Raw genomic sequence first — 23,381 nt, forward strand, 5'->3', positions numbered from 1 at the left:
CGCCGAAGCGGTTTTATTTTTATTGTTTCCAGACCTTTTGCCTGGCTTCTTCGAGGTATTCTTCATCAGTCTTAACCGGTGGGGAATCGACTGCTAAATCACTACCACAGTGCTTACATTTAATAGCTTCGCTTTTGATTAACTCTGCACAGAATGGGCACTTCTTCATACCATCGTTTTCAATTAAGTCTTTTTCTTCTGCCGCAACATCCTTCTTTATTACCAAAGAATGTACAAAAGCAATTATAAATAGCAGAGCACCATACACCCACCATGCAAAGAAAGATCTTCCTTTGCTTTGAGCAATTAAGGCTGGAATTAAGCCTATAACAATTGAAACTAGTAAAATTTCCATTTTGGTTCCCCAGCATTATCAGTCTAAGAATCCTAATATTATCTGGGTCAAAAGTCACTGCGTCGCGGCAGTAAGTGCAGCCTCAAGCCCTGCAAACGGGTCATTCGGTTCTGATTGCTCCTCACCACCCCAGCGCAGGATCGCATCGTCCAGCGGTACTTTTGCCCCCTGCGAACCGTAGATGGCAGAGACGATCTGGGCGGCCTGAATGTCACCGCGAATATCGCCAACCGGACTTTGCCTGTCGTACTCAATCCACATCAGAAGCTCGCTTGCCGTCATATTCTGCCGAAGCTCTGAGAGCGTGCGCCCCATCCGGAGCGCAAGCGACATCAGAAACTTTACGCCGGGGGTTGAGACTTTTCCCGCGCTTCGTCCGCGTTGTTGATCAGGTCAAGCGCCTGTTTGAGCAGGCGTGAATGGACGGGGCCGTAGATTTCACGCACCTGCTCTTCTTCGTCTACGCTGAATACCGGTTGCTTATCGGTGTCGCACAGGACGTCAATGAAGAGCACCACGTCAGCGCAAAGATTACGGTGTGCCTTTTCCGATACCGACACATTTTCATCATCAGCACCCGCTTTCACCACTTCCTGCCAGCGAAGCCAGGCTTCACCGGATGGCTCACGGAGAACCACTTTGACGCCTTCCCACTCAGGAACGGCGACCGTCTTATGACGAAAACCCGACATCTTAGCCAGGGCGAGATTTTTAATATTCTTCATGCGACCTCTCAGGAGCCAGACTCGATGTTTTCAGGCTTACCTTTCAGGCGCAGGGAGAACGTTGCCGCCACTACGCCGTTGGTACCGGAAGACCAGGTGTGCTGGCGGATTTCAGCCAGGAACTTAAAGCCTTTGCCGGACGGGAAAATGACCTGGAAAGCGTAGGTCGTATCGTTGTCATACGCATCACGCAAGGCGTCCTGCGCCGGATTCTTGTAGAAGTTGCCGGACAGAGAGATTTCTGACGGAGAAGGCAGGCCGTTGATGTTCTCCTGCTCGGTAGAGCAAAGTGTTGTTACGTCGATATCCTGCTTCTGACCACCGGTGAACTGAATTTCTTTGATGGTGCAACTCAGATCGAGGAAGGTTGCGGAATCCATCGTTTCTTTGGTGGCTGGCAGGGAGGAAATAAGGATCTTCGTCAGCTGCGATTTTTCATAAAGTGCAGACATAGCTGTCTCCTGGAAAAAGAAAACCCGCCATTAAGCGGGTTCGTTGGGTGAATTAATTGTCAGGGGATAACTTTAAAATCCAGGGTGGCACGGTAGAGCCGATAATCTGGCTCGTAACCGGGGATTTTTACCACCTCTGTAGGGTTTAAGGGCTTCAGCGAAGCGAGCGCCAAGTCTCTCAGGGTGCGTGATTCAGTGATCGTAGTGGAATACACATCTACCTGAATGGAAACCCTGCTCTCTGCATGGCCGCACAGCACGTCAGCGGAAACATCATCGACGATGGAAAAAATAATCCAGGGTGGCGAGACAGACGGTTTTCCGTCACTACCTAATGGCGCAACGTAGGGATATACCCGCCCTTCTGCCAGGGGAGAAAGCAAAGCGTAGATATCATCTTCATTCACTTGCTCAACACCTCATCAATAGCCTGATTCATCCTAGCAATGGCGACGCTGGCGACCTCTTCCTCGCGCGTATCGTAAGCGGGTCGCACAAAAGGATGCGCAGGCATGTTCGCAGTGCCAAGCTCCACAAAGCGCCAGTAAAAGGCGTTTCTCGGGTTACTCGCCTTCATTGTGTTATCGCTGTTCCCGGTGCGCGGGTTAACACCACGAATATGGACGCCGGAAGAAATTTCCCCGCGGCGGCGGCTTTTTTGGGTCACCACCACCACGTTTTTTTTCAGTTTCCCGGTACGCACCGGAGCTCGGGCGATCACTTCTTCCTTAAGCACTTCTGCGCCTGCGCGCGTGGCATCACGCAGAACCTTGTTGTTTTCAGCGCGGCTAAGCGCCTCCAGATCCTTTGCGATGTCATTTAACCCGGAAAAATCGAGGCTCGTCTCAATCATTTTTCAGCTCCCGTTTTGCAAAGAATTTCCAGGCGAGTGCCGGTCGCATTTGCTACAGGAGGACCGATGATATTTAGCACCTGACCTTTATACGGGCCGCTGAGCACTTCCAGACGAGAAGAGGCGTTCAGCTCTGCCCTGAAGCGCATCCAGACGCGAATGGTTGCCTGCGCCGTTTCCGCGCCGCCTGAAAGCTGCTCTCTGCCGCTAATCCCCTTCACCTCAGCCGGGACCGGGTTGCCACCAGTCCACGATTCAACCGGCTGACCAGAGGGATCGCGCGAAGTCGTGAAGGTGAGAATTTTTACCCGGTGCCTGAATCGTCCAGGTTCCATCAGGAGCCCTCCTCAGGTTCAGATTTACCGCGCCAGTTGCGATGGATGAACATCATGCGTTCTGCTGCAGCGTTCTCATAAAGCTGTACTTCGCTTTGCGCGGTGCGGTGTTCAAACATGTCAGCAAAGACAAGGAGAACGGCGCCCTTAACAGCTGCAGGAATATCAGCTGCAACCTTCCATGCCGGTTCATCGCACCAGCGTATGCAGTAATCAAAAGCGGCCTGGGCGTACAGCGTGATCAGCTCGTCCCTGTCGTCTTCCTCAAACTCAATCTGCTGCTTAAACAGACTGAGATTTATTACATCGAGAACATCTATCGCCATACGTTAAAGGGCGGGTTTCCCCGCCCCCTCCATCATGAGCCAGAAGAGAAGGTGCCCTTGATGATTGCCGTCGGGCGATAGTGCGCCAGCGCCAGGCGCTCTTCGCACAGGATGGTCAGCATGTTTTTCACGAAGTTATCGCGGTCTTCACGGCTGACTTCCACGGTGGCATCCATGCGATCCCACACCTGAGAGGCCATGTCGAAACCGCCCACAGTGAAGGTACCCGCTGCCTGTGCCTTGGTCGGTACCACCGGCAGGCCCCACATGATGTTGCTGGTGAAGGCCTGCGGGCCGCCGAAGAGATAGCGGCCTTCGTTATCTTTCAGCAGCGCAATGTTGTGCCAGTCGCGCGGGTTCAGGACGATACCGGAAGCGCTAAACTCAGACTCGGTCACCTGGTAAATTGCATGAGCGATAATATCTGCGCGGGTGTCACCTGAAACATTCAGCGAGGTGTCATAAGCAGTTGCCACTTTGTTCAGGCCTTCCAGGTTATCCCCGGTGCCGTCGCCGTTCAGCAGCTGATTTTCTTCCTTCAGCGCCAGACCATACATCAGACGACCGTTGACGTAAGACTGCAGCATTGGTGCATCATCCATCACCTGACGTGACGCCTGCACCCAGTGCGCGATGGTCTTCACGTTCGCGGTCTGTTTGCTGAAGGTGATATCCGATTCAGGCTTCAGCGCTTTCTCAGCCACCACATCGGCGTTATTGGTAAACACCTCTTCACGCACATATTCCAGAGCGTTACTGGAAATGCGGCCCTGAGCCAGCAGGTCACGAATGGTCAGACGGCGCAGTCCCGGCATGATAATGCCTGGAATCTGCATTGGCTGGATCAGTGCGCCAGCAGAGTCAGCGTCACTGCCGAGCGACTTATTGAACGTCTTCGCATCGAAGGTGCCCTGTTTACCGTCCCATGACTTGATGAGCTCTTCAGCAGCTCGCTCAGAGAAGGATTTCTTCTCACCGGGATTCTCAGCGCCGGATGCCAGTTTCTGTTCAAGATCGAAGAGGCGGGTACCGGATTTGGTCAGTTCTTCCTGTACCTTCACCAGGTCGGCCTGCAGCTGTTTGGAAACCTTACCCGTGCTTTCAATTTCTGCTTTCTGTGCATCGAAAAGCTGGGACATTTTCTGCTGGGATTCTTCAATAGCTTTTTGAATGAGAGCGAGTTCAGACATAATTAATTACCTAAATTAGAAGGGAAAGATTTAATGCTCTGAAGCAGAGCGTTGATTTGTGCTTCGTTTCCGTCGCCCTCGGACTCGCTCCGAATCGCTGACTTAAACCGGGCTATTAGCCCAACTGCCTGTGATTTGGTGAGCCCGACTGAATCCCTCAGCCAGTTCTCCACATCACGAATTGTTTCAATGCCGTCGACACTCTTCATGGCTGCGATGCCAGCCTGTTCGTTGGCGGGGAAAGTGCAGACGCTGATTTCACGCAGAGCCTGGATATTCTTAAAAATGCGGCCTGTTGGAATGATGGTGTAATCGTCTTTCGCAACGGAAAAGCCAACCGACATACCTTCAACCGTACCGTGCTGCATTGCCGCTTTCAGGTCGGCGGCGCCGCTGTGCCCTGGGGTAAGTTGACCGCGCACATACAGGCCTTTTTCGTCTTCGGCCAGGCTGTCCCATTTACCAACCGGCAGCTCCCACGTCTTGTGGTTGAAAAACATCGCCACTTTGCGGGTCTGGTTCGCCAGTGCGTTTTTAAACGCCCCGGGCAGAATGATGTCGCCATCGGAATCGGTGTTATTAAAAACAGAGGCGTAGCCTTCAAAAATCCCCTGTTTACCGTCACCGGTGAATTTGATTTCTGTCTCGTCGAAGGACAGCGTTTTTACGATCTCAGGCATTACGGCCCCCATAAAAATTAAGCCCCGTTATTACGGGGCTCTTTGTTGGTTCCTAAATCGGTGATCGGCACGTATTGCGACTGGCGCATAGCCACATCTCCACCCGGCAATGGCGGGAGGTTGTCCGTTCGTCGCATCTCGTTGATGGTGCGTAGCCCTGCCTCTCCCATTGCCTTCATAAAGGCAGCGCGGGATGCCGAATCGCCCCTCAGCAGGCCGTCGAGATTGTGCTCAGCATGAATGCGGCCAACATCCTTAGCAGGAATAAGCCACCGCTGAATGCTGTTTTCCCACCGGGAGATATATGGCTGCAGGGTGTACTGCAGGAAGCCGAGATTCTGCTGCTCGATGCCCGATCCCCAGCTCGTTGATTTCTCGACGTCGCCGACAAGGTGAGGCGGTACGCCAAAGAATCGCGCCAGTTCACTTACCTGAAATTTTCGGGACGCCATCATTTCGGCATCCTGCGGCGTTACGCCAATTGCCGATGTGGAAAAGCCCGCTTCCAGAATCCAGAGGCGTTTTTTAACCGGGCCGCCGGCGATCTCTTTGAAGTTCTCTTCGACCTGCGAGCGCTGCTGTTCAGTTAGCACTTTTTCGCCGGTTGAGAGGATTTGCGGAGACTTGGCGCCATTGGCAAAGAAATCTCGCTGCTGGTCCTCCATCGCAACTGCCACACCTGCCGATTTACAGGCAAAAGCAATGGGGGACAGGCCGACCAGCCCGGTGAATCCGAAGCCTTTAAGGTGAAAAATCTCTCTCTGCGAAAAGTCGGCGTATTCGCTGTCGCGCTGATAGCGATAAACCACTTTTTTTCCGACGAGTTTCACATCCATATTGGCAGACTGAAGCGGGAGAAGGCTGATCACGTCACCCGCGCTGTTGCGGTCCACCAGTGCATACGCGTTACCGTAGAAACAGAGCTGCATCGTCATGGCCTCCCTGAATTCCTGGGCGGTCATGTACTGATTCGGTGAGTAGCGCAGCAGTCGCGCCAGCGGATTGCTCAAACCCACTTTTTTGCGGTTGTCATTCTGGTCGGTTTCGAAGACATCAAGCGGTAAGCATGCCGTGAGCGTTGAAATCAGGCTCACGCAGCGCCAAACCGTCGAAATTTGCAGTATCCGTTCATCGTTAATGGATGAATCGCCCAGGTGTCCGTGGGCCGAAACAGGCCCCGTCTGTGAGCCCTGATTTGGGGTGACTAAACGCCCGCCTACAAACCAGGACTGCAGCCTTGCCCACCAGCCGTTATTGGTTCGCAGGTCAATCGTGTATTTAGGTTCTTCCATCACATGCTCAGCGGTCGGAAAATGAAGTCATCGAAGTCACCACCCTGTTCGGTAACTTCCCCATTAGCAGCACCAACGGACATTGTCATTGCGACCATGCCATCAATACGGCCTGTTGCTTTTGACTTATCGAGCTTGCGGTTGCCAGCAGCATCTTTCACCACCACCGCATTCACAGCACACATCGTTAATACGGGGTGCATGCCATGCCTCACGCGCCCGTTAAGCATCAGAGACTCCAGCGTGTCTACAGCTGGCCCCATATCCTTAAAGCCCTGGCCGAACTCGACCAGCGGGAGGCTCAGCCCAATGGCATCGGCATCCTTCCTGAACTGGTCAATGCGCCAGCGGTCAAAAGCCATCGAGGTAAGGTCGAAATCACCGATAATTTCAGCGATATCCGCAACGACGAATGAGTAATCCACCGAAGCGCCTGGCGTGGTGCGCAGCAGCCCCTCTCTCACCCAAACGTCATAGGGTGCGCGGTCCGTTTTGGTTCGCTCTTCAAGGGTTTTTTGCGGTGTCCAGAAGAAGGGGAAAACATCCCAGACACCATCATCTGCTTCACCAGCGATAACCAGCGCCGTTAAGTCGTTCCTGGCTGACAGATCCAGCCCCGCGTACCACTTCCTCGGCGTGTTAATCGGCATCTCTCCGCAAAGCTCCCACACGCTGCGGGAGATAAACGGCGATACGGTAGACACGCGCTGATTGAGGTTGAGGTTTCGGAAGGTGTTTTCGAAGCTTGGCATTCGGCCAGCTTTCTCAGCCTGGCGCGCCATGTCTTTTTCTGACCTGAATGTTCCCAGTGCCGGGTTCGCAGCCAGCCAGGACTCGCGTTTACTGATATCAGCGTCTTTTGGCGCTTCATAAACGTGGCACACGATGTGCGGATCTTTCGATTTGACCGCATCATCAATCCAGATGCTCAGCAGGTCAGCATCGTTTGCTGCCTGCGTACTGATAACAATCAGCAGCGGGTTTTCATGCGCCCCCTGCGCGGTAGTTATTGCATCGATAAAATCATCCTGCGGCCCCCTAACCTGCCCGGTTTCATCGAGAATGGCCAGAATGGGGGAAAGGCCGTGCGTCGTCTTTCCTTCTGCGGATAAAGCCTTGTATTCGACGTTACACGGCAGGCCGATCAGCTTTTTGCCGCTTGGCGTAATGTGCACAATCTCCTGCAGCTTAGGGTTCAGGTTGACCATCTTCACCGCGAGGTTAAAAACGATGGCCGCCTGTTCCCGGCTAAGTGCACCGCTGACAATCTGCGTGTTCTGGACCGCTTCAGGACCCACCAGGTGAGCCAGCAGGATTCCAGCGATTAAGCCTGTTTTACCGTTTTTTCGGGCGATGCTGAGGATCGCCATATCCGTTCCGGCCGGATTGTCGTAAACCGCCAGGATGAAATCTTTCTGAAAGGGGTCCAACCGCATAGGCTGGCCGATAAGCTTGCCTTCCGGCACGATGCAAAAGCGCTCAATGAACGCTATTACACGCTCACCTCGCGTCATAGTCTTTTATCCGTGCTTGGGAAAGGCGATCAGGTTGTCGTCCTGGTCCTGATGCTCGGTTTTGGTATTTCGTGCATCACGATCATTCTGATTGCGTTTTTTCTGGTCGCGGCTTTCGCCGTTGGTTGCGTGGGAATGGATCTGGAGGTCACGGCGCTGAGCCAGAATAGTTCGCTGCAGCTCAACAATCTGCTTGCGTAGGTCTTTGATAAGCCCTTCGTCGCGGCCCTCTCCGCGTGCTCGCTCTTCTTTGCGTAAATCCTTACGTAAAACCGTTATATAGAGCTGGTTATTTGCCAGTTCCACAGCGGCCAGAAGGTCGGCCGGCGTCCAGCTGTCCAGAGCTTTCGATCTGATATTGTCATGCCAGAATGGTTCGGCTTTTTTTTCCAAACCTGCATGGGACGGAGGATCGATGGTGTCCACTGCTGCATTTTTCATGGCCTGAACCGCTGCCGCCGAACTGTCGGAACGGGTTCGTTTATCTGCCATATGTCAACACCTTAAAACTAAAAAAATCGGGTTAGCGTTAAAATCAAACTTTGGCGGCGGTCATTTGGGGCAAAGGTTTTGAAGATTTGATCCCCCCCCTGCCCTGATGCGATTCATTCTCATTTGATATCGTTGCATTTGAAATGATTTCACATGATAGGTAATCGACTTGCCGCCGCCGCGCTATGCCGAATGTTTGTCTACCTGTTCGAGTTTCTGATCGCCTTTCCGATGCCCGGAGACAACATGACCTGAAATGGTCACCGTCGGCATCTCCTGCCCTACAGCGTGCGAGAACTGAATGGATGTCACGTCCTTCATCTCCACGCCATCAATCACCAGGCGAACGAATTTTCCATTGCGGTATTCAATGCTGAGGTCTTTCATTACGTGCTCCAGTGAGACGCAGGATCGAGCGGGTAGCCATTGGCATCACAGCCTATTACCGCGCCGCTCTTCTCCATCCTCTGTTTCGTTGAGTCATGATGCGCTTTACACAGTGGCTGCCAGTTCTCTTTACTCCAGAACAGGAGCTGTGCTTTCGATATGGCCAGCGGGTTACCTGACTTAAGCGCATCTTTGAGTTTGTGGGGCTCGATATGGTCAACCACCGTTGCTGGGGTAATCCGCCCCTGCTGCTCGCACATCACACATAGTGGGTGCTGCTGCAGGAAACGCAGACGGGCCTTATCCCATCGGCTGCCATATACGCGGGGCTCTTTGTTCATGACAGTCTCCATGCGTAACGGTGCTCAAAGTGAGGAAGGATGGGATAAACAACAGCTTATGCCAGCCTCCATGCGCGGCGGCGTTCTGTCCTCGGCTCGTTGTCAGGGTGACGCTCAACCGTCTGGAGGTCAGCGTGATCCACCAGCGAGTAACACGGATAAATCACCCGACCACCGAATGCCTCACCGACAGCGTAATCAGCTGCCAGCGTTTTGTTCCATGTACTGAGCATGCGCGCCAAACTTCCCCGAGGAGGGCTATAACATACGCCGTGAATCAGTTTGCTTAATACGATGTGGTCACCACAGACGCGATCCGCATCCACCAGCATTCCGGCAATCTCTTTCTGATACTGCGGCGGTCGGCCGGTACCGAGATAAAAGCTCAACATGTCGTCAGGAAAACGAGCCAGCCAGTCAGTGACCTTATCGGTGAATCCATGTACCGGCAGCGCGTCGTCTTCCAACACCACTACACGGCAAGGCTGCTCGGCTGCCCACTCGATAGCGCGCCGATGATTCCAGTTCGCACCATGGTTACTATCATCCACCAGTAGATGAGCTTTGTAATGGCCGCTCAGTCATCCAACTGCAATACACCATGCTCCAGCGACTCTGAGTATGCGATCAGCCCAGTGTATGCGGGAATAATTTCGCCACTATCTGCTTCGAATTCCGGGATTGTCCCCGTGGTGATGGTGTATTGAGGCGCGCCGTCTTCTTTTGCGAAGGTAGCCAGGTCTTCAATCTGTTTGGTGGTCAGAACTACTGTCATGCTCATTCCTCAGTTGTTATAGAACCCCGCTATTGCGAGGCTCTGGTTTCTTTCTGGCAGTTCGCCTGCCACGCTTTGTTATGCGCCAGGATGTCTTTCTTCGTCTGGCGGTCCATAACGTCGATGTCGTGATCGGTGAGATAAAGTGGCCTAACCCAGTCACAGGAATCGTGGACGAAAACATAGCTGGGCTTTGGAGGACCACCAACACAGCCAGCAGCCAATGCTGACACGGAAAGCATAGAGATAAACATGAAATATTTACTCATTGTTGCCCTGCCATGGTTGAGTTAGCAGCGCCTTTTCAACACTCCATCCCCTGCTCAATCGGTGCGCTATTGTCTTTACTTTTACACCATAGGTTTCTGCTGCTTTGGTAATGCACATTCGACCTGCTGGTGTATCAAGCATATGGTTACTTCGTCGGTTTCTTGCCTGGTCTTTTGGTGTCGCCCATCGGCAATTTTCTGGTGAGTACGCCTTATCTACATCAATCCGATCAAGTGTATGACCTGCTGGACGCTCGCCCATGTCTTTCAGGAAAGCTTCAAAATTGCCCCAACGCTCACAAACTGAAATTCCGCGACCACCATAATCTCCGTAATACGCATCGCTGGGATAATTGCAGCGCCGCTGCATTGACAGCCAGCTGATATAAGTGGGAGAAGTTTCTGACGGTCTGCGATGCCCGTGTTTTACACCTGACATGCAACCGCAAGATTGTGTCCTGCCAGAGCGCAAGGCGTTTGACCTGATTATTTTTTCTGTTCCACACTCACAACCGCACAACCACATTGAAACGCCCGATTTATCCTTATTGGCGTAGGACTGCACAGTCAGCTTGCCAAACTTAACGCCGGTTAAGTCGATTGTTTTCCTCATGTTCACCCCTTATGAGCCGCGCTTCCACGTGTTACGCAGCTCTCGATCAACATCGTCATCAGGCATGTGGTTAACAGTCTGCTGTACATTACTAGCCTCTTTCGTTGTCTCTACCCGGCGTTCTGCTACCGCTTCAGTGGCTGCGGCCTTTTCTTCTGTGCGCTGCTGGTCTGCTTTTGCTTCCGCTTTGCTGGTGCCGCGTGAATGACCAATACCAAAAGCGGCGGCGATAGCGCCAAGAATGGCTACTGCTACCGTGATGACTAATTGCACTGTGCTCATGCTTCCACCTTCGGTTCAAAGGATCGAACGTTCATAGGCTCCCCTGATGGGAAAGACCAGTTCAGCCAGGTGAAGGTCTTAAGCTCACACATACCGTCAAACATCTCGCCGGGATCGATATCGTCATAGCTGCAGACGATATGAAGCTCATTGCCTTTTTCCTGAAGAACAACCGTATCTGTCTCCCATCGCGGGAGTAGGAGGCGCAGCCACTGTTTCATGCCAGCACCGTTTTGGCCTGACCGAAGCGAGAGCGACGATCTTCCAGTCCGTTAGTTCCGCCGTTGATAATCTTCGTCACCTGCAGCAGGTTATCTGAATAGTTCAGACATCCCTTTGTAACGAAGAACCATGCCGCGCTTCTGGCTGCATAAATGGGTTCGGCTAATAGCTCAGGCTGCTGGACCAGATCAACCTTCAGGGCATTGCCGCAGTCACGATAGTTATCCAGGAACGTGATGCCAATGAGTCCGCGCCCACGGTATTTCCATCCATCACCTGGCGCGTTGTTACCGTAGCGTTTGCTGTATACCAGGTTAGCAATGGAACGCTGACGCTCAATTGGTAATGCTCGTTCATCAGGTCGGCGGCCCAGCGTATTAGCCTGGTCCTGTGTGATGCGTCCAGCTCGAATGAAGTTTGCCAACCCGACTACGCTGTAATTGAAGTTTTCCTGCAGCCGAGTGAATCCTGTCGATTCATGCCCAGCCTGCGCAATGAACATGGCCTGGTCTACCGGCCTGGTGATGCCGAACTCTTTCATCGCATCACTTACTGGCTGAAACCAGCGCGCAGCTAACTCGGCGCTTAAACCAGCCGCCTTTTGAAATTGTGATTGGTTCATTAGTGCCTCAGTGCATCAACCAGTCGCGCTACGTTTCCCCGAGCCCAGAGAACGGCGGCGCATATCAGGACGTTCACCAGCACCACGAACCAGTGCGATTCATGGTACAGGCCGAACAGGTAACGGAAAGGGACGCTGGCGTATACCAGCACCGTGAAATAAGCCATCAGCGATATCAGAGGGCGATGTCTCGCCCCGCCGCGCTGGTAGAACATCAGTGCAATAACGATCACAGCAGAGATAATTGCGTTTGCCATCGCACTCGGATCACTTGTTACCATTGCTGGCCCCTCCACCACGTAAACGCGAGAGAATTCCAAACAGGCTACCCAAATCCTGACTGTTGACGAACGTCAGCAGCTTAATAGCAATAGCGGCTACGATTACCGCGCCCAGCGCATCAAGTGGCCTGTCGCTATACCCCGTCCATTTGGAGAAGTAAGAGCCAAGCAGTGGAGCGCCGATAACGCCGAAGATGAATGAGGTGATGAAGTAGCCCACCAGCTTAAGGCGACTGATATTAACCGCCGTAGCGACGTAGAACACCGCACCAGCGAATGCGCCAAACACCACACCGTAATCTATGCCGGTTGCCAGGCCGAACACGCTGGCCCCCATCAGACCACCAGCCGCTACTGTCGTGCCAGAAACAGGATCGGACATCTAGTCCCCCTCTTATTGCCGTGAATCCTCTCAGTGATGAGGGGAATAAAAAAAGCCCGCTTTTGAAGGCGGGCTAATGAGTGACTATTAGTAAGTAAGGTAGGTAGTCGTGAGTCTTGCTAACTGACCTGAGTGAGACAGTATCGGGCTGGTTCACAACGGTTCAGGAGAACCATCAGGCAATTACCTTCAACACACATTTCAAGCGTAGCAGCAGTTTGCAAATTCATAAAAAAAGGCCTGCTTTTTACGGCAGGCTCTCAAGGAATTTGAAACTGTATTGTTGTTGTCATGGTGCCGGGTGCCTCCCGGTGACTCTACCCCAGTCAGCAAAGCCGCGCGCATACCTGCAGATAGCAGTTGACTGGAACGCCCTTTCGCTTAGAAAGGATTCACCACAATAATAAGTTACGACTAATCCATTCTAGCGGTCAATACATCATCGCCATGAGTCCTCTCAGAACGAGGGGAAACCAAAAAGGCCGCCCGTGGCAGCCTCTAAAATTGACAAAACCCCGGCTAGGCGAGGTTTAAGAATCGTTTTAAGTCCGTGGCGTAGAAACCACTCTTAACACAGTAAACGAGAAAATGCGGACCGCGTTAGTGATTTTTGATGAGTTTTGCTTTATTTTTCCTACACACAGCAAAATAAGAAAGCAGTTCTTGCCTAACTACTCAGTTAACGCGGGGCTTAGAATGAGGGATTATCTTTGGGTGACATACAGTATGATGTAGAGTCCGAGCAGCAAGCTTTTGAATTGCTCGAACGTTATCTGAGTGGGCAAGGCCTACCAGAAAAAATTACGTTCAATGGCTGGCCTAGCCTAACTATCAGGCTAACCGGTGATAAATTCAACAAATCACTTACACCATCAGTAATGAAGGGCTTCGTTGAGATGCAATCGCAGATCAACAAGTCTTATGCGCTTGCTAAATACGGCACTCCAGATGTTCGGAGGCTAACTAAAGAAGAGCTTGATGCTTTAGAAATTGAAGTTACAGTAGAGCAAGGTTCGTCACTTGTTGAGATCAACATTGATGGATTCCTGAGCAAGCTTACGCAAGAATTGGTAGGAAAAATGAACGCCACAGAGATTGTATTCACAGTTCTCGGTGCTGCCGTCATATGGGGCGGTGTAACCGTCTTTAAACGCTTTTTAGATAACCGTAAAGATACTCGCCTAGCTGAGATTGCTAAAGAAGGCGATAAAGAACACCTGCGCGCAATGCAGGTGATGACTCAAGAAGAAACGAAACGCCTTCAGATCATCTCTGAAATGGTGGCCCAAAAGCCTCTTCTCGACAACATGGATCGCATGTCTTACGACGCTAAGACAACCATGGTTAAGTCATTCGTACGCTCAGATACCGCTGAAATTGATGGAGTAACCATCGATTCTGAAACTGCAAAAGAATTGGTCACAAATGCACGTCGCCGCTCTGTCGAAATGCGTATAGACGGTATCTACCGCATTGAGGAAGTGAATAATACGGACCCAGAGTGTTTCAAAGTAAAAGTTCGTAGAGTCGATTCTGACCAGCGACTGACTTGCGTAGTGCAGGACATTTTCCTCGACGAGTCTGAAAATAAAGAAGCTCTCCAACGAGCAGAATGGGAAAGAAAACCTGTTCATTTAAGTATCAATGCAAAACATGTTGACGGTGATATCAAGTCAGCTGTGATTTTGTATGTCAAAGATGTTGATAATAAGCCCGAATAATCGGGCTTTTGCTTCACGATTTCACTTCAACATCCATCTCTAAGCTCACATCAAGCATGCTAAGGCAGCCGTCAATAAATCCTTCTGCCATCTGGATCTCAATACGTATCAGCTTCTCGTCCTTCTTTCGCGCTTTGGCTATTTTCCGCTTCGATATGCCATAGAGATAGTGTGCGACCAAGAGCGAATGTTCATAGGGCTTGCGTTTTTGAAGTCGAGCTAAACACCCCTCGATAATTAGGGCGTCGTCATCAGTACATGACAGGCGGGATTTGCTTGTTGGGGGAAGAAGTCCTTTGAAACCAGCAGCTATCGAGGAGTAATCAACCCCAGAACTATCACTCGCAGCCCAACCACCCCAGCGCTCTAAAACCATCTGAATGTCACGCATGTTTTCTCCACTATTCATGCTAATACGCCGATTTCCAGCGCACGATCTAAAAACCGAAACAACAGCATTAACTGGTCGCCGTGCTTCGCTTCAAATGCCACAGGATCAGCGTGCAACTCATCGTGATGCGCTCTGCACAGCGGTATCACAAACAGGTCGTGCGCTTTGGTACCCATTCCACCTTGCCCGTGGCCAATCAGGTGATGGGGGTCGTCTGCCGGGTTATTGCAGCAACTGCACTTCTGCGACTTAACCCAGCGGGTGTACTTATCGTTCTCCCAGCGGCGGCGCTTTGGCCTCAGCATGAAAGATTCAGGTGATTCAGGATCGACCTTCACCGAGACTATCTTCTTAACTTTCTCCTGGAGGATTTCAGTAGCCGGTAATGACGGCACAATGTCGCTTTCACGCATCACTGAACTGTGCGATTCAGGCTTAATCCTGAGTGCCTGGTTAGCCACTGATTCAGGAATAAGGTCAGCCAGATCGTTACGTACCATCCACCAGCAGAACTCCGGCAGCGTCAGGGTGTGGTCAGCGCTGAAACCCAGCATGATGTTCACCCTTTCGAGCAGCCATTTTACCAGGTTCTGCATGGCAATTCCTGCCAGTCTTTCAGTGGTTTGTTCACGTAACTGGTTATCACATCCCCAACAAAGACGAATGCTTCCGGGTGCGTGACGCATCACCGTAAAGTCCTTTGAGTGCCATTCATTGTGGGGCCACTGACATTCGAATTTTCTTTCCAGCCAGGCATCAAGACTGCTAAGCCCACCAGCACGCAGAATAACCCGATCGTTCAGGAAAAGTTCCTGCATGCTGTCATCATCTGTCAGTGGCTGGTGAGCTTCAGGAATCAGCCCAGATGGCAGATGCTGAATAGCTTCAGATGGCGTTTCAATAACCACCCGGCCGCGACGAAACAACCACAGCAACTCATTTCCTGGCCGGAACAGCACCACCCCGGACATTGGCGCAACTTCAGGTGTCAGTATGGCTCTCACGCAATTTGCCCCTTAGCAATATGTTCAGCCCACAGGCCGCCAATCCAGCGCACTCCCTTAGCGGTGAAGCGGGACTGATTGAATGCGTAGTTGGTCTGGTTGGTTGTCCCGGTCTTAACTTCAAAGCGGCCTGCTTCGATGTGTTTACTCTTTGGTGTAAGCACACGGTTTAGCCGGTACATGATGCCGTTCTCAATGAGGAACAAAGCAAACTCGGGTTCTTTAGCGTTAAGGAGCTTGGCAATCTGCCGAAAAGTCATTGAGCCAGTGGCCTTGACATAGCGATCAACAAATTCAGCCTTAGGCGCTGCTATGGCCAGTTCATCACTCAGGCGTTGCTTCTGTTCGGCAAGGTCGGCAGCGAGGCGGAGTGCTTCAGGGAGTGTTTGCGGTACCGCCATTCCTGCCCCGCTCTCCAGTTCCTGCCAGCGGTCAACCAGACGGGCGGTAAACTCCGGGCACAACTGGGCGACGATCACATAGCTATCTCGTTTGTTAACTTCGTAGTAATGGTAAACCTGCTGGTTCTGAGGGTGGGTGTACTGCATTGCAGCATACCCCCCAATTACGCCGGAGTTCATCAGTCGTTCGATGGTCACACACACATTGCTGTGGCGAGAGTCGACAAGTTTTGCAATCTCACGGCTGGACATCGTTATTTGCTGCCCCATCGCGGCGGCGTGGTGCGTCGGGCACATTACGGTGATATTCATCTGATTCATGCTCTTCTCCACTTATCAGGCGGCTGCACCCGCCAGAGGTTCATGTTTCTTGATCGATATCTCTACTCGTCCACCAGGTACTTTCGGCCCCCACTCCACCAGCATTCGCTGCACCTGACTGTCATCCTCCCAGATGCCAGCGTGAGTAAGCGCGTCAAACAGAGCCTTGTTATAGTTGTCGATGTCGCGGCGGCGTGCATCTGGCGGAAAGAGAAGGATCTCCACCGCAGCTGGTGACGATGATGGTTTTGGAAGGCAACGCAGCTGCTCAACAATCGCTGCGCAGGCCGCACTCTGATATGCCCTGCCTTTCTCACTGATAAGATGGCGGCCTTTTAACGGCCCCTTGTTCGGGGCTCGCCAGTAGGTGTTTACGCTCGGAGGGAATGGGAGCACCAGTTTCATAAAGTCCCCCCCTGTTTTTTCAGCCATTGGATAGCGTTATCTCTTGCCTTGTCTCCACCGGATAACAGGTCTCTAACGATCGATACAGGATCTGCATCCCATTCAGTTTTGACGACGGTAATTCCCCTGGCTGCGCCGGGAGCAATGGAGATGTAACCCTTATTCTTTAGAGCCCTCACGTGCTCTGCAGCCGCGTTCGGTGATGCACAGCCAATTAACCCGGCAAGCTCAAGCAAGGTGGGCGGGAATCCGGTTCTGTCCTTGTAGAGCACTATGGCATCAAGCACTTCACTCTGACGCGGCGTTAATTCCATCATGAGTTCGCTCCTCTGAAACCTGCAGGGACTTTGCTGTAGTCAGTGTTCTGGAAGCTGGAACGGAAAACACCATCTTCTCGGGCCCACTCTCCATTGACGCGAGCAGGACGCCCAGCTTTGGCCCAGCTTTTCGCTGACTTCAGATAGCCAGGGAACTTGGTTGGCTGGAAAAGAGTCTGGGGGCGAAGGTAAGCCGACATCGTGAGGTCTTCACTCCACTTTGCGTTGCAGTAATCCACCACCAGCGATAACTCTTCAACGGTGTAGCCCTCCCCGATTCGAGCACGAATGTTTTGCAGGGAGGTTGTTGAAACCTGATAACGCGAACTTGTCACCTGGTTCAGATGAGTTAAAACCTGTTTAGCCTGATCGGTGATCAACACATCACCGTCTGGTTGCGGCGCAACCGGACAAATAGGGTTTTTAATATCTGTAGTATTATCTGTTGTATTCTCTGTAAGAACATCAGTGCAATTTGACCTGATGAGAGCGGTTCGTTTTGACCCGATGGAGCGTTTCACTTTGACCTCTTCCATCGGTTCATTTTGACCTGATGGAAGAGTGCAATTTGAACTCTTCGATTTGGTCACTTTGACCTCATTTAAAAGCTCACTTTCGTAGTTGATCGTGTAGTAGTTAGTCATGTCGCGCTGAGATTTGTTCAGCTGCTCAACTTTGAGGACACCGAGCTGCTTCAGGCGGGTGAATGTGCGCTTCAGCGTAGACTCAGACCAGAACGGGAACTGCTCCAGCCACTGCTCGTTGGTGTTGTAAATCCAGCGCACGCCGTCACGCTCCAGTCCGGAGGTGGTTTCTTTAAGCCAGTAGTTAACCTGCTGCAACGCAATGGCCTCGTTGAGGCCAATGCTGTACGCAAGGTCAGGGTTTATCACTATTGGCCGGGATGGCATCAACAGGCTCATGGTCGTCCTTTAACTCTGTAAATTTACGCTGGAATTGTTCAAGAGGGCTGAAGCACTCATGATCGTACCCTTCGCGAAGGTATATAACGCGTCGAGTCTGTGGCTCCCATCTGATGACATGGACCGGGACGCCGTAGTGGTCTTTGAACCGCCGGTTAACTTCAGCCATTCCTCACGCCCCTTCTCGTTCATCAGAGCAAAAGCCTCTACCATCGCGTTCTCAGGCTGGTAGTTGTTCACACCAGGCTGGTCGTTTAATCTCTCCACATAGCCGAACGGGGAGTCTTTTCCCACCAGTGGAAGGCATCTGAATTGCTTCGCTGGTCTCAATCGGTTTAAACTGTTCATGCGTTAGTTTCTCCACTGAATACGACACGCCAAGACGCCCGGAGCTGCACACTCGCGGGCGTCACTTTTTTTGGCTTTTCTTACGGCTAAACAGCGCGACAATCGCGCGGATTTCTTCTTCACGTGCAGCCAGGTGACGGCGGTGATGTTCGTGAATCTCATCGGCTTCATGCGGTTCAATAACTCCGTCTTCCAAGGCTTTCTGGATAATCTGATCGACCTGTCCGCGTGCTGCTGCAGTTCTCATGGCGCGGGTAAACAGATCGACGCGGTCAAGGTCTTCCAGTTGCGGAACGTCCACCAGCAGAGCGCCACGACGTTGCGCGAAGTAATCAGCCAGGAGAGACGTGTTTGAAATATCTTCCATCGCTTCCAACTCGTTCACTTCGAAGAAGCGACAGCCGTTCTTCTCGTACAGGTTGTTGTTGAACTGCGTCACCGACATACCAAGAGCACCGGCCATAGCCTCACGGCCACCTGGGTACGCTTTGCACATCGCTTTCACTACTTCTTTCAGGCTTGGCTCTACCATGTTGTTTTTCCTTTGGTAGTTACGTAATGCTGAATGCTGGGTTACGGTGTTACTGCAACGCCAGGATCAGCAGGTTTGTTTTTGTTAGGGAATGGTCGTACTTCCTCGGCTTCAATTTTCCCGTCTTCGTTAACCAGGATATTTACCCGGCGATTACGCTTGAGGGCTTTACTGATGGCGCTTTGGTATACCCCAAGAGCCTCAGCTGTTTTGGCCTGACCGTTTTCCAAAACATATTCAGAGAGCGGAATAATCTTCATTGGTTTTCCTCGTGGTTTGCACATAAGGAGTATCACTGTTAGTGATAAATAAGTCAACACTAGCGGTGATTGGTGATTATGCCGTGCGGTGATAAATTATGAGAATGAAAAAGAAACCATTGACCGCCGAACAAATTGCCGACGCCAACAGGCTGAAAGCTATCTTTGAGTCCAAGAAAAAAGCGCTGGGGCTCTCACAGGAGACTTTGGCTGAACAAATGGGTATGGGGCAAAGTGGTGTCGCTCAGCTACTGAATGGCACCAACGCTATCAACGCTACTCATGCTGCACAGTTCGCTAAAATTCTCGGGGTAAAAGTCGATGATTTCAGTCCATCCCTTGCAGCTGAGATATCAGCTATGTTTGAGGCGATTGCTAACGGAAGAAATCAATCCTCTGTGTATGAGTACCCGCTATTAACCGAAGTGCAAGCGGGTTCATTTTGCCCAGTTAATTCATACACAGAACGCGATGCGAAGGAGTGGGTTTCAACCACTGTTAAAGCCAGCGATTCTGCATTTTGGCTTGAGGTATCAGGCCATTCAATGACTGCTCCTCCAGGAGTAAAGCCAAGTTTTCCTGAGGGAATGCTCATACTCATAGATCCAGAACAAGACGTTGAACCCGGTGATTTCTGCGTTGCTGGTATATTCAACGATTCAGAGGTCACTTTTAAAAAATTTGTTCGTGAAGACGGGAAACCCTGGCTCGAACCTCTAAACCCTAGCCCTCGCTATCAGGCCATTGAATGTAATGAGAATTGCAGGATAATAGGCAAAGTTGTTAAGGCCCAATGGCCTGAAACTATCTTCGAATAAGGAGCCAATCGGCTCCTTTTTTTTGCATCTTTTTTCACCTTACTAATCATCAATTTAACACTAGGCGTGATATTTTTATCACTACAGGTGTTGACCATTTAATTACTATTGGTGATACTCATTATGCGCCGGGGTGATGATGTTTAAGACCATCGGTAGGTTAGCGGTACGGTATATGGCACATGTGCCGCAGCGGTCCGGGGATTCCTTTCAGTATCCAGATCCAGCGGGTAGCCGAAATGTGCAAGCCAGTTGTGTACGACAGCCAGAGACGTTTCACCAGCGTGGCGATCAGGTGTGACACCTCGGAAGAGACGAGGATGCAACAGAGAGAGCATTCAACTAAAAACGATCCCAGAACGTTTGATGTGATTGTCGCGGATTGGAATGCTCTCCCTGTTGTGGCATTAGCTCAGATGGATAGAGTAGCGGCCTTCTAAGCCGTAGGTCGCAGGTTCGAATCCTGCATGCCGCGCAAGTATCACGTTAGGACCGTGGTAAACCGTAGTAGCTGTACCAGATGCTGTGTGTAGTCTTGGCGGTCGGCAGTTGTGAATGTCCTTAATGTCGACCGCCCCTTTTCACAACTGAAAGCGCGTTCAGCCGGTTCCTTGAGAGGCCTCAGTCGTTAAATCAACTCAGGGGAACGCGCTCCCAATTGTGGAGAAGCTAACTGGCGGTGGCAGCCGCCCGTTTCACTAAGTGCCCTGGTTGGGTGCTTACTAAAACGAAACCCCTTTATTTTTTGTCGCCATCCGGTGAGGGATTCGTGCAACCAAAAATCAGCGCTGTGCAGAGCGCTTATAACACGGAGAAACTATCCATGACGAACACACAGAACGTCACCGAGTTACAACCACGCATGACCAGAGAGCAGCTTATCGACGCAGCTCGTAAGGCTGCCCCTCTCCTCCCTGCCGCTTACGGCTGGATGGTTAACGAACTGGCTAACCGCCTGGACTATACCAGCGTCGCGCTCTGTGAGGCGTTGGCGCAGCGTAAGGAACTGGCTGAGCAGAATGCAACCCTTCGCCAGGATGTTGCGAGTTGGGCCAAAGAGTGCGACCGCATCGAAGAGCGCCACACCAAAACGCCTACCAACATGCACCTGCTGGAAGCTCAGCGAGAACTCCGTGAGCTGCCTCGTGTCGTCATTTCCCTGAATAACGAGGTTTCTCTCTGATGGCTAACTCATTCAAGCAAATGACCAAGGCAGGTGTGATTAAGCGCACTGATAGCGGGATGTTTATCGCTCTTTCCGATATCCACGTTCGTGAAGGTTTCAACAAGCGTGAAGATGATGAACGTACCCGCCAGGCTGATGATGACCTGTTCAACTACCTTATGAACGGCGGATCAGTTCCACCGCTGGAAGTTATCGCCCGTGATGAAGGTGGCGTGTGGGTTGTTGAAGGTCACCGTCGGCGTCGTTGCTACGCGCGCTGTGCTGAAGCTGGCAAGCCAGTAGACCGCATCCACATCATGCCGTTTAACGGTAACGATGTGCAGCGCCTGGCTCGCATCATGACCAGTAACAACCAGCTCCCACTCTCCGATATGGAACAGGCAGCAGTTATTCAGGAGCTGCATAACGCCTTCAACCAGACCACCAGCGAGATCGCAAAACTGGTCAATAAGTCAGTGGTCACGGTAGAGAAGTTGCTGCTTCTGAGCACTGCTAACCATGACGTTCAACAGGAAGTTAAATCAGGTGCGGTGTCAGTCGACGTCGCGGTTGATCGTGTTATGGAGTATGGCGAACAGGCCGGAAAAGTTCTTCAGCACGATAAGGCTGTAGCGGCTGCCCAAGGCAAAACGAAAGTTACCCGCAGTTCTATCGCTCCGGAACTCAGCGTAAAGAACGCGCGCCGTTTCGTTGAGCTGATGGCACAGGCAACCATCAGTGATGAGGGTGTATTCACTCTTGAAGGCGCTGCCCTTGCCGAAGCGCTGGCCATTATGGACGAGCACAAAGCGATTGCGGAAGCGCGTGAAACATACCGCCTTTCACAGCCAGTGCCTGAAACAGAGGTAGTAGGCAAAACGCTTTACGTGAAACTGGAAGGCATTGAGATCGGTACAGCTCAAATCTATCGCGGCAAAAACGTCATCCTGAATGGGATCGTCACTAGCCAGTCAAAAGCTGTGGCCCACTTCGTTAAGCAACACAAACTGCAGCAGGAAAATAATCATGACAGCCAATAAACCAATGACCGGCGAACAACTGGATGAGCTGATGACTGCTGCAGTAAACATGCAGCGCGATGCTGAGACAGACTTTAACCGCCCTTCCGCTATGTTCGCTTATGCAGTTCAGGTTGCTGTTCTGCAACTGCGCAAAGTTCGTGATGATTCTGCGGCGCTGGCTGCGGAGAATGGTCAGATGCTCCGCTTGTTGACTGACATCAGCGAGAACCATGACGAGTACGTTAACCAGGACGAATACCTGTACGCCGGGGTACCGATGGATTACGTATCTGAAATTAACGCATACGTATCGCGCGATGTTGAAGCAGAAAACCCATTCAAGGCCACCGACGCTTTCCTGGCTGAAGTGCGGGCGCAGGGTGTGGAGATGTTTGCAGCAGTCTTGCGTCGCAAAGGTGACGATGCCTTCTTTGATGCTATTGCTGAAGCTCAAGCTAATGCAGCTGACCAGTTCGCCGCCCAGCTTCGCAAAGGAGTGCAGTCATGAGACTGAAAATGCACACGCCGGACGGATCGGTGATTGTCGAAAGTAACCTGGTAACGCAGTTCTACCCTGATTTCGAAAGCGGCGGCGAGCTGACCACCATCGAAACGGTATCGGTTACTGGTGAAACTTTCTCGGTGAAAGTTAAGCATTCGTTTGTGCAAGTGACGAGCGCACTGGCTACAGCATGGCGCGTTGACGAAAAGAAAGCAGAAGGAGCCGCCCAATGAGCACTCAAATAAAACCTTGCCCGTTCTGCGGGAGCAAAGAAGTAGAGGCTTTCGCGCAGTACGAAGAGGATTGCCCTTACCAGTCGGCAATTGTTCGCTGCCATTCTTGCGACGCGCAGTCTGCTCAGATGGTTGGCGCTAACAAAATCAACATGGCTATTGCTGCATGGAACAAACGTGTCGGGGAGGCCGCCCAATGAGCAACATCGACAAACGCGCATTACGTGAAGCGGCCAATGCGGCAAACGCTGCATCATGGGGGAATTGGGAGACTTACAAGCCACACAAAGGTGCGCGCGGCTATGAGGTGAAGGTTGGCGTGAAAGCGGTAGCGCAACATTGCCTCAAGGTTGATTCAGTTTTCATCGCCGCCGCTAACCCCATCACCGTGCTGGCGCTGCTGGATGAGTTGGAAGCCGCAGAAGAACGCTATGATGATATGCTGCGTCAGGCTCGCTCTTTCCGCGAGGCTCACGATTATGCGGCAGAATTAATTCGCAAACTGGAGCGTAATAAGCTGGTTGTGAAACTTCCAGCAACTAAATTGTGGGCAGACAAGGTAGCGTGTTACGAAGAATCAGAGATTATCGCGGTGCTTGCAGCCGCTGGCATTGGCGTAAAGGGGTAGTG

At 51.7% G+C, this 23,381-nt stretch carries 40 protein-coding genes, 1 tRNA gene and 1 pseudogene; 10 read left to right on the forward strand and 32 right to left on the reverse strand.

Annotation, left to right across the window (positions count from 1 at the left end):
* Window positions 1-19 precede the first annotated feature (19 nt).
* The 23 genes and pseudogenes from L350_RS15115 to L350_RS15005 all read right to left on the reverse strand — a co-directional run bounded on the left by L350_RS15115 (window position 20) and on the right by L350_RS15005 (window position 12,388).
* A complete protein-coding gene (locus L350_RS15115; RefSeq protein WP_016240210.1) occupies window positions 20-355 on the reverse strand; it encodes a zinc ribbon domain-containing protein in 336 nt (111 codons plus the stop codon).
* A 54-nt stretch (window positions 356-409) separates the two neighbouring features.
* On the reverse strand, window positions 410-688 hold the full coding sequence (locus L350_RS15110) for a phage tail assembly protein T (protein ID WP_032624421.1): 279 nt from the start codon (window positions 686-688) through the stop codon (window positions 410-412).
* Between the two features lie 8 nt (window positions 689-696).
* A complete protein-coding gene (locus L350_RS15105; RefSeq protein ID WP_001549114.1) occupies window positions 697-1,080 on the reverse strand; it encodes a phage tail assembly chaperone in 384 nt (127 codons plus the stop codon).
* Between the two features lie 32 nt (window positions 1,081-1,112).
* Window positions 1,113-1,532 (reverse strand): annotated as a pseudogene (locus L350_RS15100) (phage tail tube protein); the annotation flags it as partial.
* Window positions 1,533-1,591: 59 nt separating this feature from the next.
* Window positions 1,592-1,939 carry a tail completion protein gp17 gene (locus tag L350_RS15095; RefSeq protein WP_032624423.1) on the reverse strand — a complete coding sequence of 116 codons (348 nt, stop codon included), beginning with the start codon at window positions 1,937-1,939 and terminating at the stop codon, window positions 1,592-1,594.
* On the reverse strand, window positions 1,936-2,385 hold the full coding sequence (locus tag L350_RS15090) for an HK97-gp10 family putative phage morphogenesis protein (protein ID WP_032624424.1): 450 nt from the start codon (window positions 2,383-2,385) through the stop codon (window positions 1,936-1,938). Before L350_RS15090 ends, L350_RS15095 begins: the two co-directional genes overlap by 4 nt.
* Window positions 2,382-2,720: a phage head closure protein gene (locus L350_RS15085; RefSeq protein WP_032624425.1), complete on the reverse strand. Its 339-nt coding sequence runs from the start codon at window positions 2,718-2,720 to the stop codon at window positions 2,382-2,384. The genes L350_RS15090 and L350_RS15085 overlap by 4 nt, the downstream gene beginning before the upstream one ends.
* On the reverse strand, window positions 2,720-3,046 hold the full coding sequence (locus L350_RS0122270) for a head-tail connector protein (RefSeq protein ID WP_080686355.1): 327 nt from the start codon (window positions 3,044-3,046) through the stop codon (window positions 2,720-2,722). Before L350_RS0122270 ends, L350_RS15085 begins: the two co-directional genes overlap by 1 nt.
* Before the next feature lie 32 nt (window positions 3,047-3,078).
* Window positions 3,079-4,236, reverse strand: a complete 1,158-nt coding sequence (locus L350_RS15080) for a phage major capsid protein (RefSeq protein ID WP_032624426.1) — start codon at window positions 4,234-4,236, stop codon at window positions 3,079-3,081.
* A 2-nt stretch (window positions 4,237-4,238) separates the two neighbouring features.
* Entirely contained in the window at window positions 4,239-4,916 is a 678-nt protein-coding gene (locus L350_RS15075) for an HK97 family phage prohead protease (RefSeq protein WP_016063561.1), read from the reverse strand.
* A gap of 17 nt (window positions 4,917-4,933) precedes the next feature.
* The gene (locus tag L350_RS15070; RefSeq protein ID WP_032624427.1) at window positions 4,934-6,208 is read right to left on the reverse strand and encodes a phage portal protein; all 1,275 of its coding nucleotides are present in this window, start codon (window positions 6,206-6,208) and stop codon (window positions 4,934-4,936) included.
* Window positions 6,208-7,722, reverse strand: a complete 1,515-nt coding sequence (locus L350_RS15065) for a terminase large subunit (protein ID WP_015980155.1) — start codon at window positions 7,720-7,722, stop codon at window positions 6,208-6,210. Before L350_RS15065 ends, L350_RS15070 begins: the two co-directional genes overlap by 1 nt.
* A gap of 6 nt (window positions 7,723-7,728) precedes the next feature.
* Window positions 7,729-8,214: a hypothetical protein gene (locus tag L350_RS15060; protein ID WP_032624428.1), complete on the reverse strand. Its 486-nt coding sequence runs from the start codon at window positions 8,212-8,214 to the stop codon at window positions 7,729-7,731.
* A gap of 183 nt (window positions 8,215-8,397) precedes the next feature.
* On the reverse strand, window positions 8,398-8,601 hold the full coding sequence (locus L350_RS15055; RefSeq protein WP_032624429.1) for a hypothetical protein: 204 nt from the start codon (window positions 8,599-8,601) through the stop codon (window positions 8,398-8,400).
* Entirely contained in the window at window positions 8,601-8,942 is a 342-nt protein-coding gene (locus tag L350_RS15050) for an HNH endonuclease signature motif containing protein (RefSeq protein WP_001031354.1), read from the reverse strand. Before L350_RS15050 ends, L350_RS15055 begins: the two co-directional genes overlap by 1 nt.
* A 56-nt stretch (window positions 8,943-8,998) precedes the next feature.
* Window positions 8,999-9,523 (reverse strand): hypothetical protein, encoded by a 525-nt coding sequence (locus tag L350_RS15045; RefSeq protein WP_032624430.1) that lies wholly within the window; start codon window positions 9,521-9,523, stop codon window positions 8,999-9,001.
* The gene (locus tag L350_RS15040; RefSeq protein ID WP_032624431.1) at window positions 9,520-9,717 is read right to left on the reverse strand and encodes a hypothetical protein; all 198 of its coding nucleotides are present in this window, start codon (window positions 9,715-9,717) and stop codon (window positions 9,520-9,522) included. The genes L350_RS15045 and L350_RS15040 overlap by 4 nt, the downstream gene beginning before the upstream one ends.
* A 261-nt stretch (window positions 9,718-9,978) precedes the next feature.
* Complete coding sequence (locus L350_RS24195; protein WP_032624433.1) at window positions 9,979-10,599, reverse strand: hypothetical protein; 621 nt, start codon at window positions 10,597-10,599, stop codon at window positions 9,979-9,981.
* 9 nt (window positions 10,600-10,608) lie between these two features.
* Window positions 10,609-10,881: a hypothetical protein gene (locus L350_RS15025; RefSeq protein WP_032624434.1), complete on the reverse strand. Its 273-nt coding sequence runs from the start codon at window positions 10,879-10,881 to the stop codon at window positions 10,609-10,611.
* Window positions 10,878-11,102, reverse strand: a complete 225-nt coding sequence (locus L350_RS15020) for a hypothetical protein (RefSeq protein WP_032624435.1) — start codon at window positions 11,100-11,102, stop codon at window positions 10,878-10,880. Before L350_RS15020 ends, L350_RS15025 begins: the two co-directional genes overlap by 4 nt.
* On the reverse strand, window positions 11,099-11,725 hold the full coding sequence (locus L350_RS15015) for a glycoside hydrolase family 19 protein (RefSeq protein WP_032624436.1): 627 nt from the start codon (window positions 11,723-11,725) through the stop codon (window positions 11,099-11,101). Before L350_RS15015 ends, L350_RS15020 begins: the two co-directional genes overlap by 4 nt.
* Entirely contained in the window at window positions 11,725-12,006 is a 282-nt protein-coding gene (locus L350_RS15010) for a phage holin family protein (protein ID WP_022648766.1), read from the reverse strand. Before L350_RS15010 ends, L350_RS15015 begins: the two co-directional genes overlap by 1 nt.
* Window positions 11,993-12,388, reverse strand: coding sequence for a phage holin family protein (locus L350_RS15005; RefSeq protein ID WP_032624437.1), 396 nt, complete (start codon window positions 12,386-12,388; stop codon window positions 11,993-11,995). Before L350_RS15005 ends, L350_RS15010 begins: the two co-directional genes overlap by 14 nt.
* Window positions 12,389-13,098: 710 nt before the next feature.
* Between L350_RS15005 and L350_RS15000 the strand changes: the two genes are divergently transcribed.
* A complete protein-coding gene (locus L350_RS15000; RefSeq protein WP_032624438.1) occupies window positions 13,099-14,109 on the forward strand; it encodes a hypothetical protein in 1,011 nt (336 codons plus the stop codon).
* 13 nt (window positions 14,110-14,122) lie between these two features.
* Here the strand turns inward: L350_RS15000 and L350_RS14995 are convergent, their stop codons facing one another.
* From L350_RS14995 to L350_RS23115, 7 genes are read right to left on the reverse strand one after another with little or no spacing between them, the layout of a single operon-like run.
* On the reverse strand, window positions 14,123-14,500 hold the full coding sequence (locus tag L350_RS14995) for an antiterminator Q family protein (protein ID WP_032624880.1): 378 nt from the start codon (window positions 14,498-14,500) through the stop codon (window positions 14,123-14,125).
* Between the two features lie 14 nt (window positions 14,501-14,514).
* Window positions 14,515-15,504, reverse strand: coding sequence for a DUF968 domain-containing protein (locus L350_RS14990; RefSeq protein WP_032624439.1), 990 nt, complete (start codon window positions 15,502-15,504; stop codon window positions 14,515-14,517).
* On the reverse strand, window positions 15,501-16,217 hold the full coding sequence (locus tag L350_RS14985; RefSeq protein WP_340673993.1) for a phage antirepressor KilAC domain-containing protein: 717 nt from the start codon (window positions 16,215-16,217) through the stop codon (window positions 15,501-15,503). The genes L350_RS14990 and L350_RS14985 overlap by 4 nt, the downstream gene beginning before the upstream one ends.
* 24 nt (window positions 16,218-16,241) lie before the next feature.
* Complete coding sequence (locus L350_RS14980) at window positions 16,242-16,631, reverse strand: RusA family crossover junction endodeoxyribonuclease (RefSeq protein ID WP_032624440.1); 390 nt, start codon at window positions 16,629-16,631, stop codon at window positions 16,242-16,244.
* On the reverse strand, window positions 16,628-16,948 hold the full coding sequence (locus tag L350_RS14975) for a LexA family protein (RefSeq protein ID WP_032624441.1): 321 nt from the start codon (window positions 16,946-16,948) through the stop codon (window positions 16,628-16,630). The genes L350_RS14980 and L350_RS14975 overlap by 4 nt, the downstream gene beginning before the upstream one ends.
* Entirely contained in the window at window positions 16,945-17,871 is a 927-nt protein-coding gene (locus L350_RS14970; protein WP_032624442.1) for a conserved phage C-terminal domain-containing protein, read from the reverse strand. Before L350_RS14970 ends, L350_RS14975 begins: the two co-directional genes overlap by 4 nt.
* Window positions 17,828-17,986, reverse strand: coding sequence for a DUF4222 domain-containing protein (locus L350_RS23115; RefSeq protein WP_241175513.1), 159 nt, complete (start codon window positions 17,984-17,986; stop codon window positions 17,828-17,830). Before L350_RS23115 ends, L350_RS14970 begins: the two co-directional genes overlap by 44 nt.
* On the opposite strand from L350_RS23115, the gene L350_RS24645 reads away from it, so the two are divergent.
* Complete coding sequence (locus tag L350_RS24645) at window positions 17,930-18,103, forward strand: hypothetical protein (protein WP_241175515.1); 174 nt, start codon at window positions 17,930-17,932, stop codon at window positions 18,101-18,103. The two genes, L350_RS23115 and L350_RS24645, sit on opposite strands and share 57 nt — an antisense overlap.
* A gap of 177 nt (window positions 18,104-18,280) precedes the next feature.
* On the opposite strand, the gene L350_RS14960 is transcribed toward L350_RS24645, so the two are convergent.
* Both L350_RS14960 and L350_RS14955 read right to left on the reverse strand, forming a co-directional pair.
* Complete coding sequence (locus tag L350_RS14960; RefSeq protein WP_032624444.1) at window positions 18,281-18,751, reverse strand: YmfL family putative regulatory protein; 471 nt, start codon at window positions 18,749-18,751, stop codon at window positions 18,281-18,283.
* Between the two features lie 41 nt (window positions 18,752-18,792).
* Window positions 18,793-19,011, reverse strand: a complete 219-nt coding sequence (locus L350_RS14955; protein ID WP_032624445.1) for a Cro/CI family transcriptional regulator — start codon at window positions 19,009-19,011, stop codon at window positions 18,793-18,795.
* Between the two features lie 98 nt (window positions 19,012-19,109).
* Between L350_RS14955 and L350_RS14950 the strand changes: the two genes are divergently transcribed.
* From L350_RS14950 to L350_RS23120, 8 genes are all read left to right on the forward strand, one after another.
* A complete protein-coding gene (locus L350_RS14950; RefSeq protein ID WP_032624446.1) occupies window positions 19,110-19,829 on the forward strand; it encodes a LexA family protein in 720 nt (239 codons plus the stop codon).
* Between the two features lie 401 nt (window positions 19,830-20,230).
* Window positions 20,231-20,304, forward strand: a tRNA-Arg gene (locus L350_RS14945).
* 348 nt (window positions 20,305-20,652) lie between these two features.
* On the forward strand, window positions 20,653-21,012 hold the full coding sequence (locus tag L350_RS14940) for a hypothetical protein (RefSeq protein WP_258461983.1): 360 nt from the start codon (window positions 20,653-20,655) through the stop codon (window positions 21,010-21,012).
* A complete protein-coding gene (locus L350_RS14935) occupies window positions 21,012-22,034 on the forward strand; it encodes a hypothetical protein (protein ID WP_032624447.1) in 1,023 nt (340 codons plus the stop codon). Before L350_RS14940 ends, L350_RS14935 begins: the two co-directional genes overlap by 1 nt.
* The gene (locus L350_RS0122275; protein ID WP_050595063.1) at window positions 22,021-22,524 is read left to right on the forward strand and encodes a hypothetical protein; all 504 of its coding nucleotides are present in this window, start codon (window positions 22,021-22,023) and stop codon (window positions 22,522-22,524) included. Before L350_RS14935 ends, L350_RS0122275 begins: the two co-directional genes overlap by 14 nt.
* Entirely contained in the window at window positions 22,521-22,751 is a 231-nt protein-coding gene (locus L350_RS14930; RefSeq protein WP_032624448.1) for a hypothetical protein, read from the forward strand. Before L350_RS0122275 ends, L350_RS14930 begins: the two co-directional genes overlap by 4 nt.
* Window positions 22,748-22,951 (forward strand): Lar family restriction alleviation protein, encoded by a 204-nt coding sequence (locus tag L350_RS14925; protein WP_032624449.1) that lies wholly within the window; start codon window positions 22,748-22,750, stop codon window positions 22,949-22,951. The genes L350_RS14930 and L350_RS14925 overlap by 4 nt, the downstream gene beginning before the upstream one ends.
* Window positions 22,948-23,379 carry an ead/Ea22-like family protein gene (locus L350_RS23120; RefSeq protein ID WP_071994432.1) on the forward strand — a complete coding sequence of 144 codons (432 nt, stop codon included), beginning with the start codon at window positions 22,948-22,950 and terminating at the stop codon, window positions 23,377-23,379. Before L350_RS14925 ends, L350_RS23120 begins: the two co-directional genes overlap by 4 nt.
* Window positions 23,380-23,381: the final 2 nt, after the last annotated feature.

Source organism: Enterobacter sp. MGH 4, from assembly GCF_000534735.1.
GTDB classification, from domain to species: domain Bacteria; phylum Pseudomonadota; class Gammaproteobacteria; order Enterobacterales; family Enterobacteriaceae; genus Enterobacter; species Enterobacter intestinihominis.

Bases quoted from the DNA above. Each gene is read 5' to 3' on its own strand.
- L350_RS15115 (WP_016240210.1), bottom strand. From the start codon at position 355: ATGGAAATTTTACTAGTTTCAATTGTTATAGGCTTAATTCCAGCCTTA.
- L350_RS15110 (WP_032624421.1), bottom strand. From the start codon at position 688: ATGTCGCTTGCGCTCCGGATGGGGCGCACGCTCTCAGAGCTTCGGCAG.
- L350_RS15105 (WP_001549114.1), bottom strand. From the start codon at position 1,080: ATGAAGAATATTAAAAATCTCGCCCTGGCTAAGATGTCGGGTTTTCGT.
- L350_RS15090 (WP_032624424.1), bottom strand. From the start codon at position 2,385: ATGATTGAGACGAGCCTCGATTTTTCCGGGTTAAATGACATCGCAAAG.
- L350_RS15085 (WP_032624425.1), bottom strand. From the start codon at position 2,720: ATGGAACCTGGACGATTCAGGCACCGGGTAAAAATTCTCACCTTCACG.
- L350_RS0122270 (WP_080686355.1), bottom strand. From the start codon at position 3,046: ATGGCGATAGATGTTCTCGATGTAATAAATCTCAGTCTGTTTAAGCAG.
- L350_RS15080 (WP_032624426.1), bottom strand. From the start codon at position 4,236: ATGTCTGAACTCGCTCTCATTCAAAAAGCTATTGAAGAATCCCAGCAG.
- L350_RS15075 (WP_016063561.1), bottom strand. From the start codon at position 4,916: ATGCCTGAGATCGTAAAAACGCTGTCCTTCGACGAGACAGAAATCAAA.
- L350_RS15070 (WP_032624427.1), bottom strand. From the start codon at position 6,208: ATGGAAGAACCTAAATACACGATTGACCTGCGAACCAATAACGGCTGG.
- L350_RS15065 (WP_015980155.1), bottom strand. From the start codon at position 7,722: ATGACGCGAGGTGAGCGTGTAATAGCGTTCATTGAGCGCTTTTGCATC.
- L350_RS15060 (WP_032624428.1), bottom strand. From the start codon at position 8,214: ATGGCAGATAAACGAACCCGTTCCGACAGTTCGGCGGCAGCGGTTCAG.
- L350_RS15055 (WP_032624429.1), bottom strand. From the start codon at position 8,601: ATGAAAGACCTCAGCATTGAATACCGCAATGGAAAATTCGTTCGCCTG.
- L350_RS15050 (WP_001031354.1), bottom strand. From the start codon at position 8,942: ATGAACAAAGAGCCCCGCGTATATGGCAGCCGATGGGATAAGGCCCGT.
- L350_RS15040 (WP_032624431.1), bottom strand. From the start codon at position 9,717: ATGACAGTAGTTCTGACCACCAAACAGATTGAAGACCTGGCTACCTTC.
- L350_RS24195 (WP_032624433.1), bottom strand. From the start codon at position 10,599: ATGAGGAAAACAATCGACTTAACCGGCGTTAAGTTTGGCAAGCTGACT.
- L350_RS15025 (WP_032624434.1), bottom strand. From the start codon at position 10,881: ATGAGCACAGTGCAATTAGTCATCACGGTAGCAGTAGCCATTCTTGGC.
- L350_RS15020 (WP_032624435.1), bottom strand. From the start codon at position 11,102: ATGAAACAGTGGCTGCGCCTCCTACTCCCGCGATGGGAGACAGATACG.
- L350_RS15015 (WP_032624436.1), bottom strand. From the start codon at position 11,725: ATGAACCAATCACAATTTCAAAAGGCGGCTGGTTTAAGCGCCGAGTTA.
- L350_RS15010 (WP_022648766.1), bottom strand. From the start codon at position 12,006: ATGGTAACAAGTGATCCGAGTGCGATGGCAAACGCAATTATCTCTGCT.
- L350_RS15005 (WP_032624437.1), bottom strand. From the start codon at position 12,388: ATGTCCGATCCTGTTTCTGGCACGACAGTAGCGGCTGGTGGTCTGATG.
- L350_RS14995 (WP_032624880.1), bottom strand. From the start codon at position 14,500: ATGCGTGACATTCAGATGGTTTTAGAGCGCTGGGGTGGTTGGGCTGCG.
- L350_RS14985 (WP_340673993.1), bottom strand. From the start codon at position 16,217: ATGAATATCACCGTAATGTGCCCGACGCACCACGCCGCCGCGATGGGG.
- L350_RS14980 (WP_032624440.1), bottom strand. From the start codon at position 16,631: ATGAAACTGGTGCTCCCATTCCCTCCGAGCGTAAACACCTACTGGCGA.
- L350_RS14975 (WP_032624441.1), bottom strand. From the start codon at position 16,948: ATGATGGAATTAACGCCGCGTCAGAGTGAAGTGCTTGATGCCATAGTG.
- L350_RS14970 (WP_032624442.1), bottom strand. From the start codon at position 17,871: ATGAGCCTGTTGATGCCATCCCGGCCAATAGTGATAAACCCTGACCTT.
- L350_RS24645 (WP_241175515.1), top strand. From the start codon at position 17,930: ATGATCGTACCCTTCGCGAAGGTATATAACGCGTCGAGTCTGTGGCTC.
- L350_RS14960 (WP_032624444.1), bottom strand. From the start codon at position 18,751: ATGGTAGAGCCAAGCCTGAAAGAAGTAGTGAAAGCGATGTGCAAAGCG.
- L350_RS14955 (WP_032624445.1), bottom strand. From the start codon at position 19,011: ATGAAGATTATTCCGCTCTCTGAATATGTTTTGGAAAACGGTCAGGCC.
- L350_RS14950 (WP_032624446.1), top strand. From the start codon at position 19,110: ATGAGAATGAAAAAGAAACCATTGACCGCCGAACAAATTGCCGACGCC.
- L350_RS14940 (WP_258461983.1), top strand. From the start codon at position 20,653: ATGACGAACACACAGAACGTCACCGAGTTACAACCACGCATGACCAGA.
- L350_RS14935 (WP_032624447.1), top strand. From the start codon at position 21,012: ATGGCTAACTCATTCAAGCAAATGACCAAGGCAGGTGTGATTAAGCGC.
- L350_RS0122275 (WP_050595063.1), top strand. From the start codon at position 22,021: ATGACAGCCAATAAACCAATGACCGGCGAACAACTGGATGAGCTGATG.
- L350_RS14930 (WP_032624448.1), top strand. From the start codon at position 22,521: ATGAGACTGAAAATGCACACGCCGGACGGATCGGTGATTGTCGAAAGT.
- L350_RS14925 (WP_032624449.1), top strand. From the start codon at position 22,748: ATGAGCACTCAAATAAAACCTTGCCCGTTCTGCGGGAGCAAAGAAGTA.
- L350_RS23120 (WP_071994432.1), top strand. From the start codon at position 22,948: ATGAGCAACATCGACAAACGCGCATTACGTGAAGCGGCCAATGCGGCA.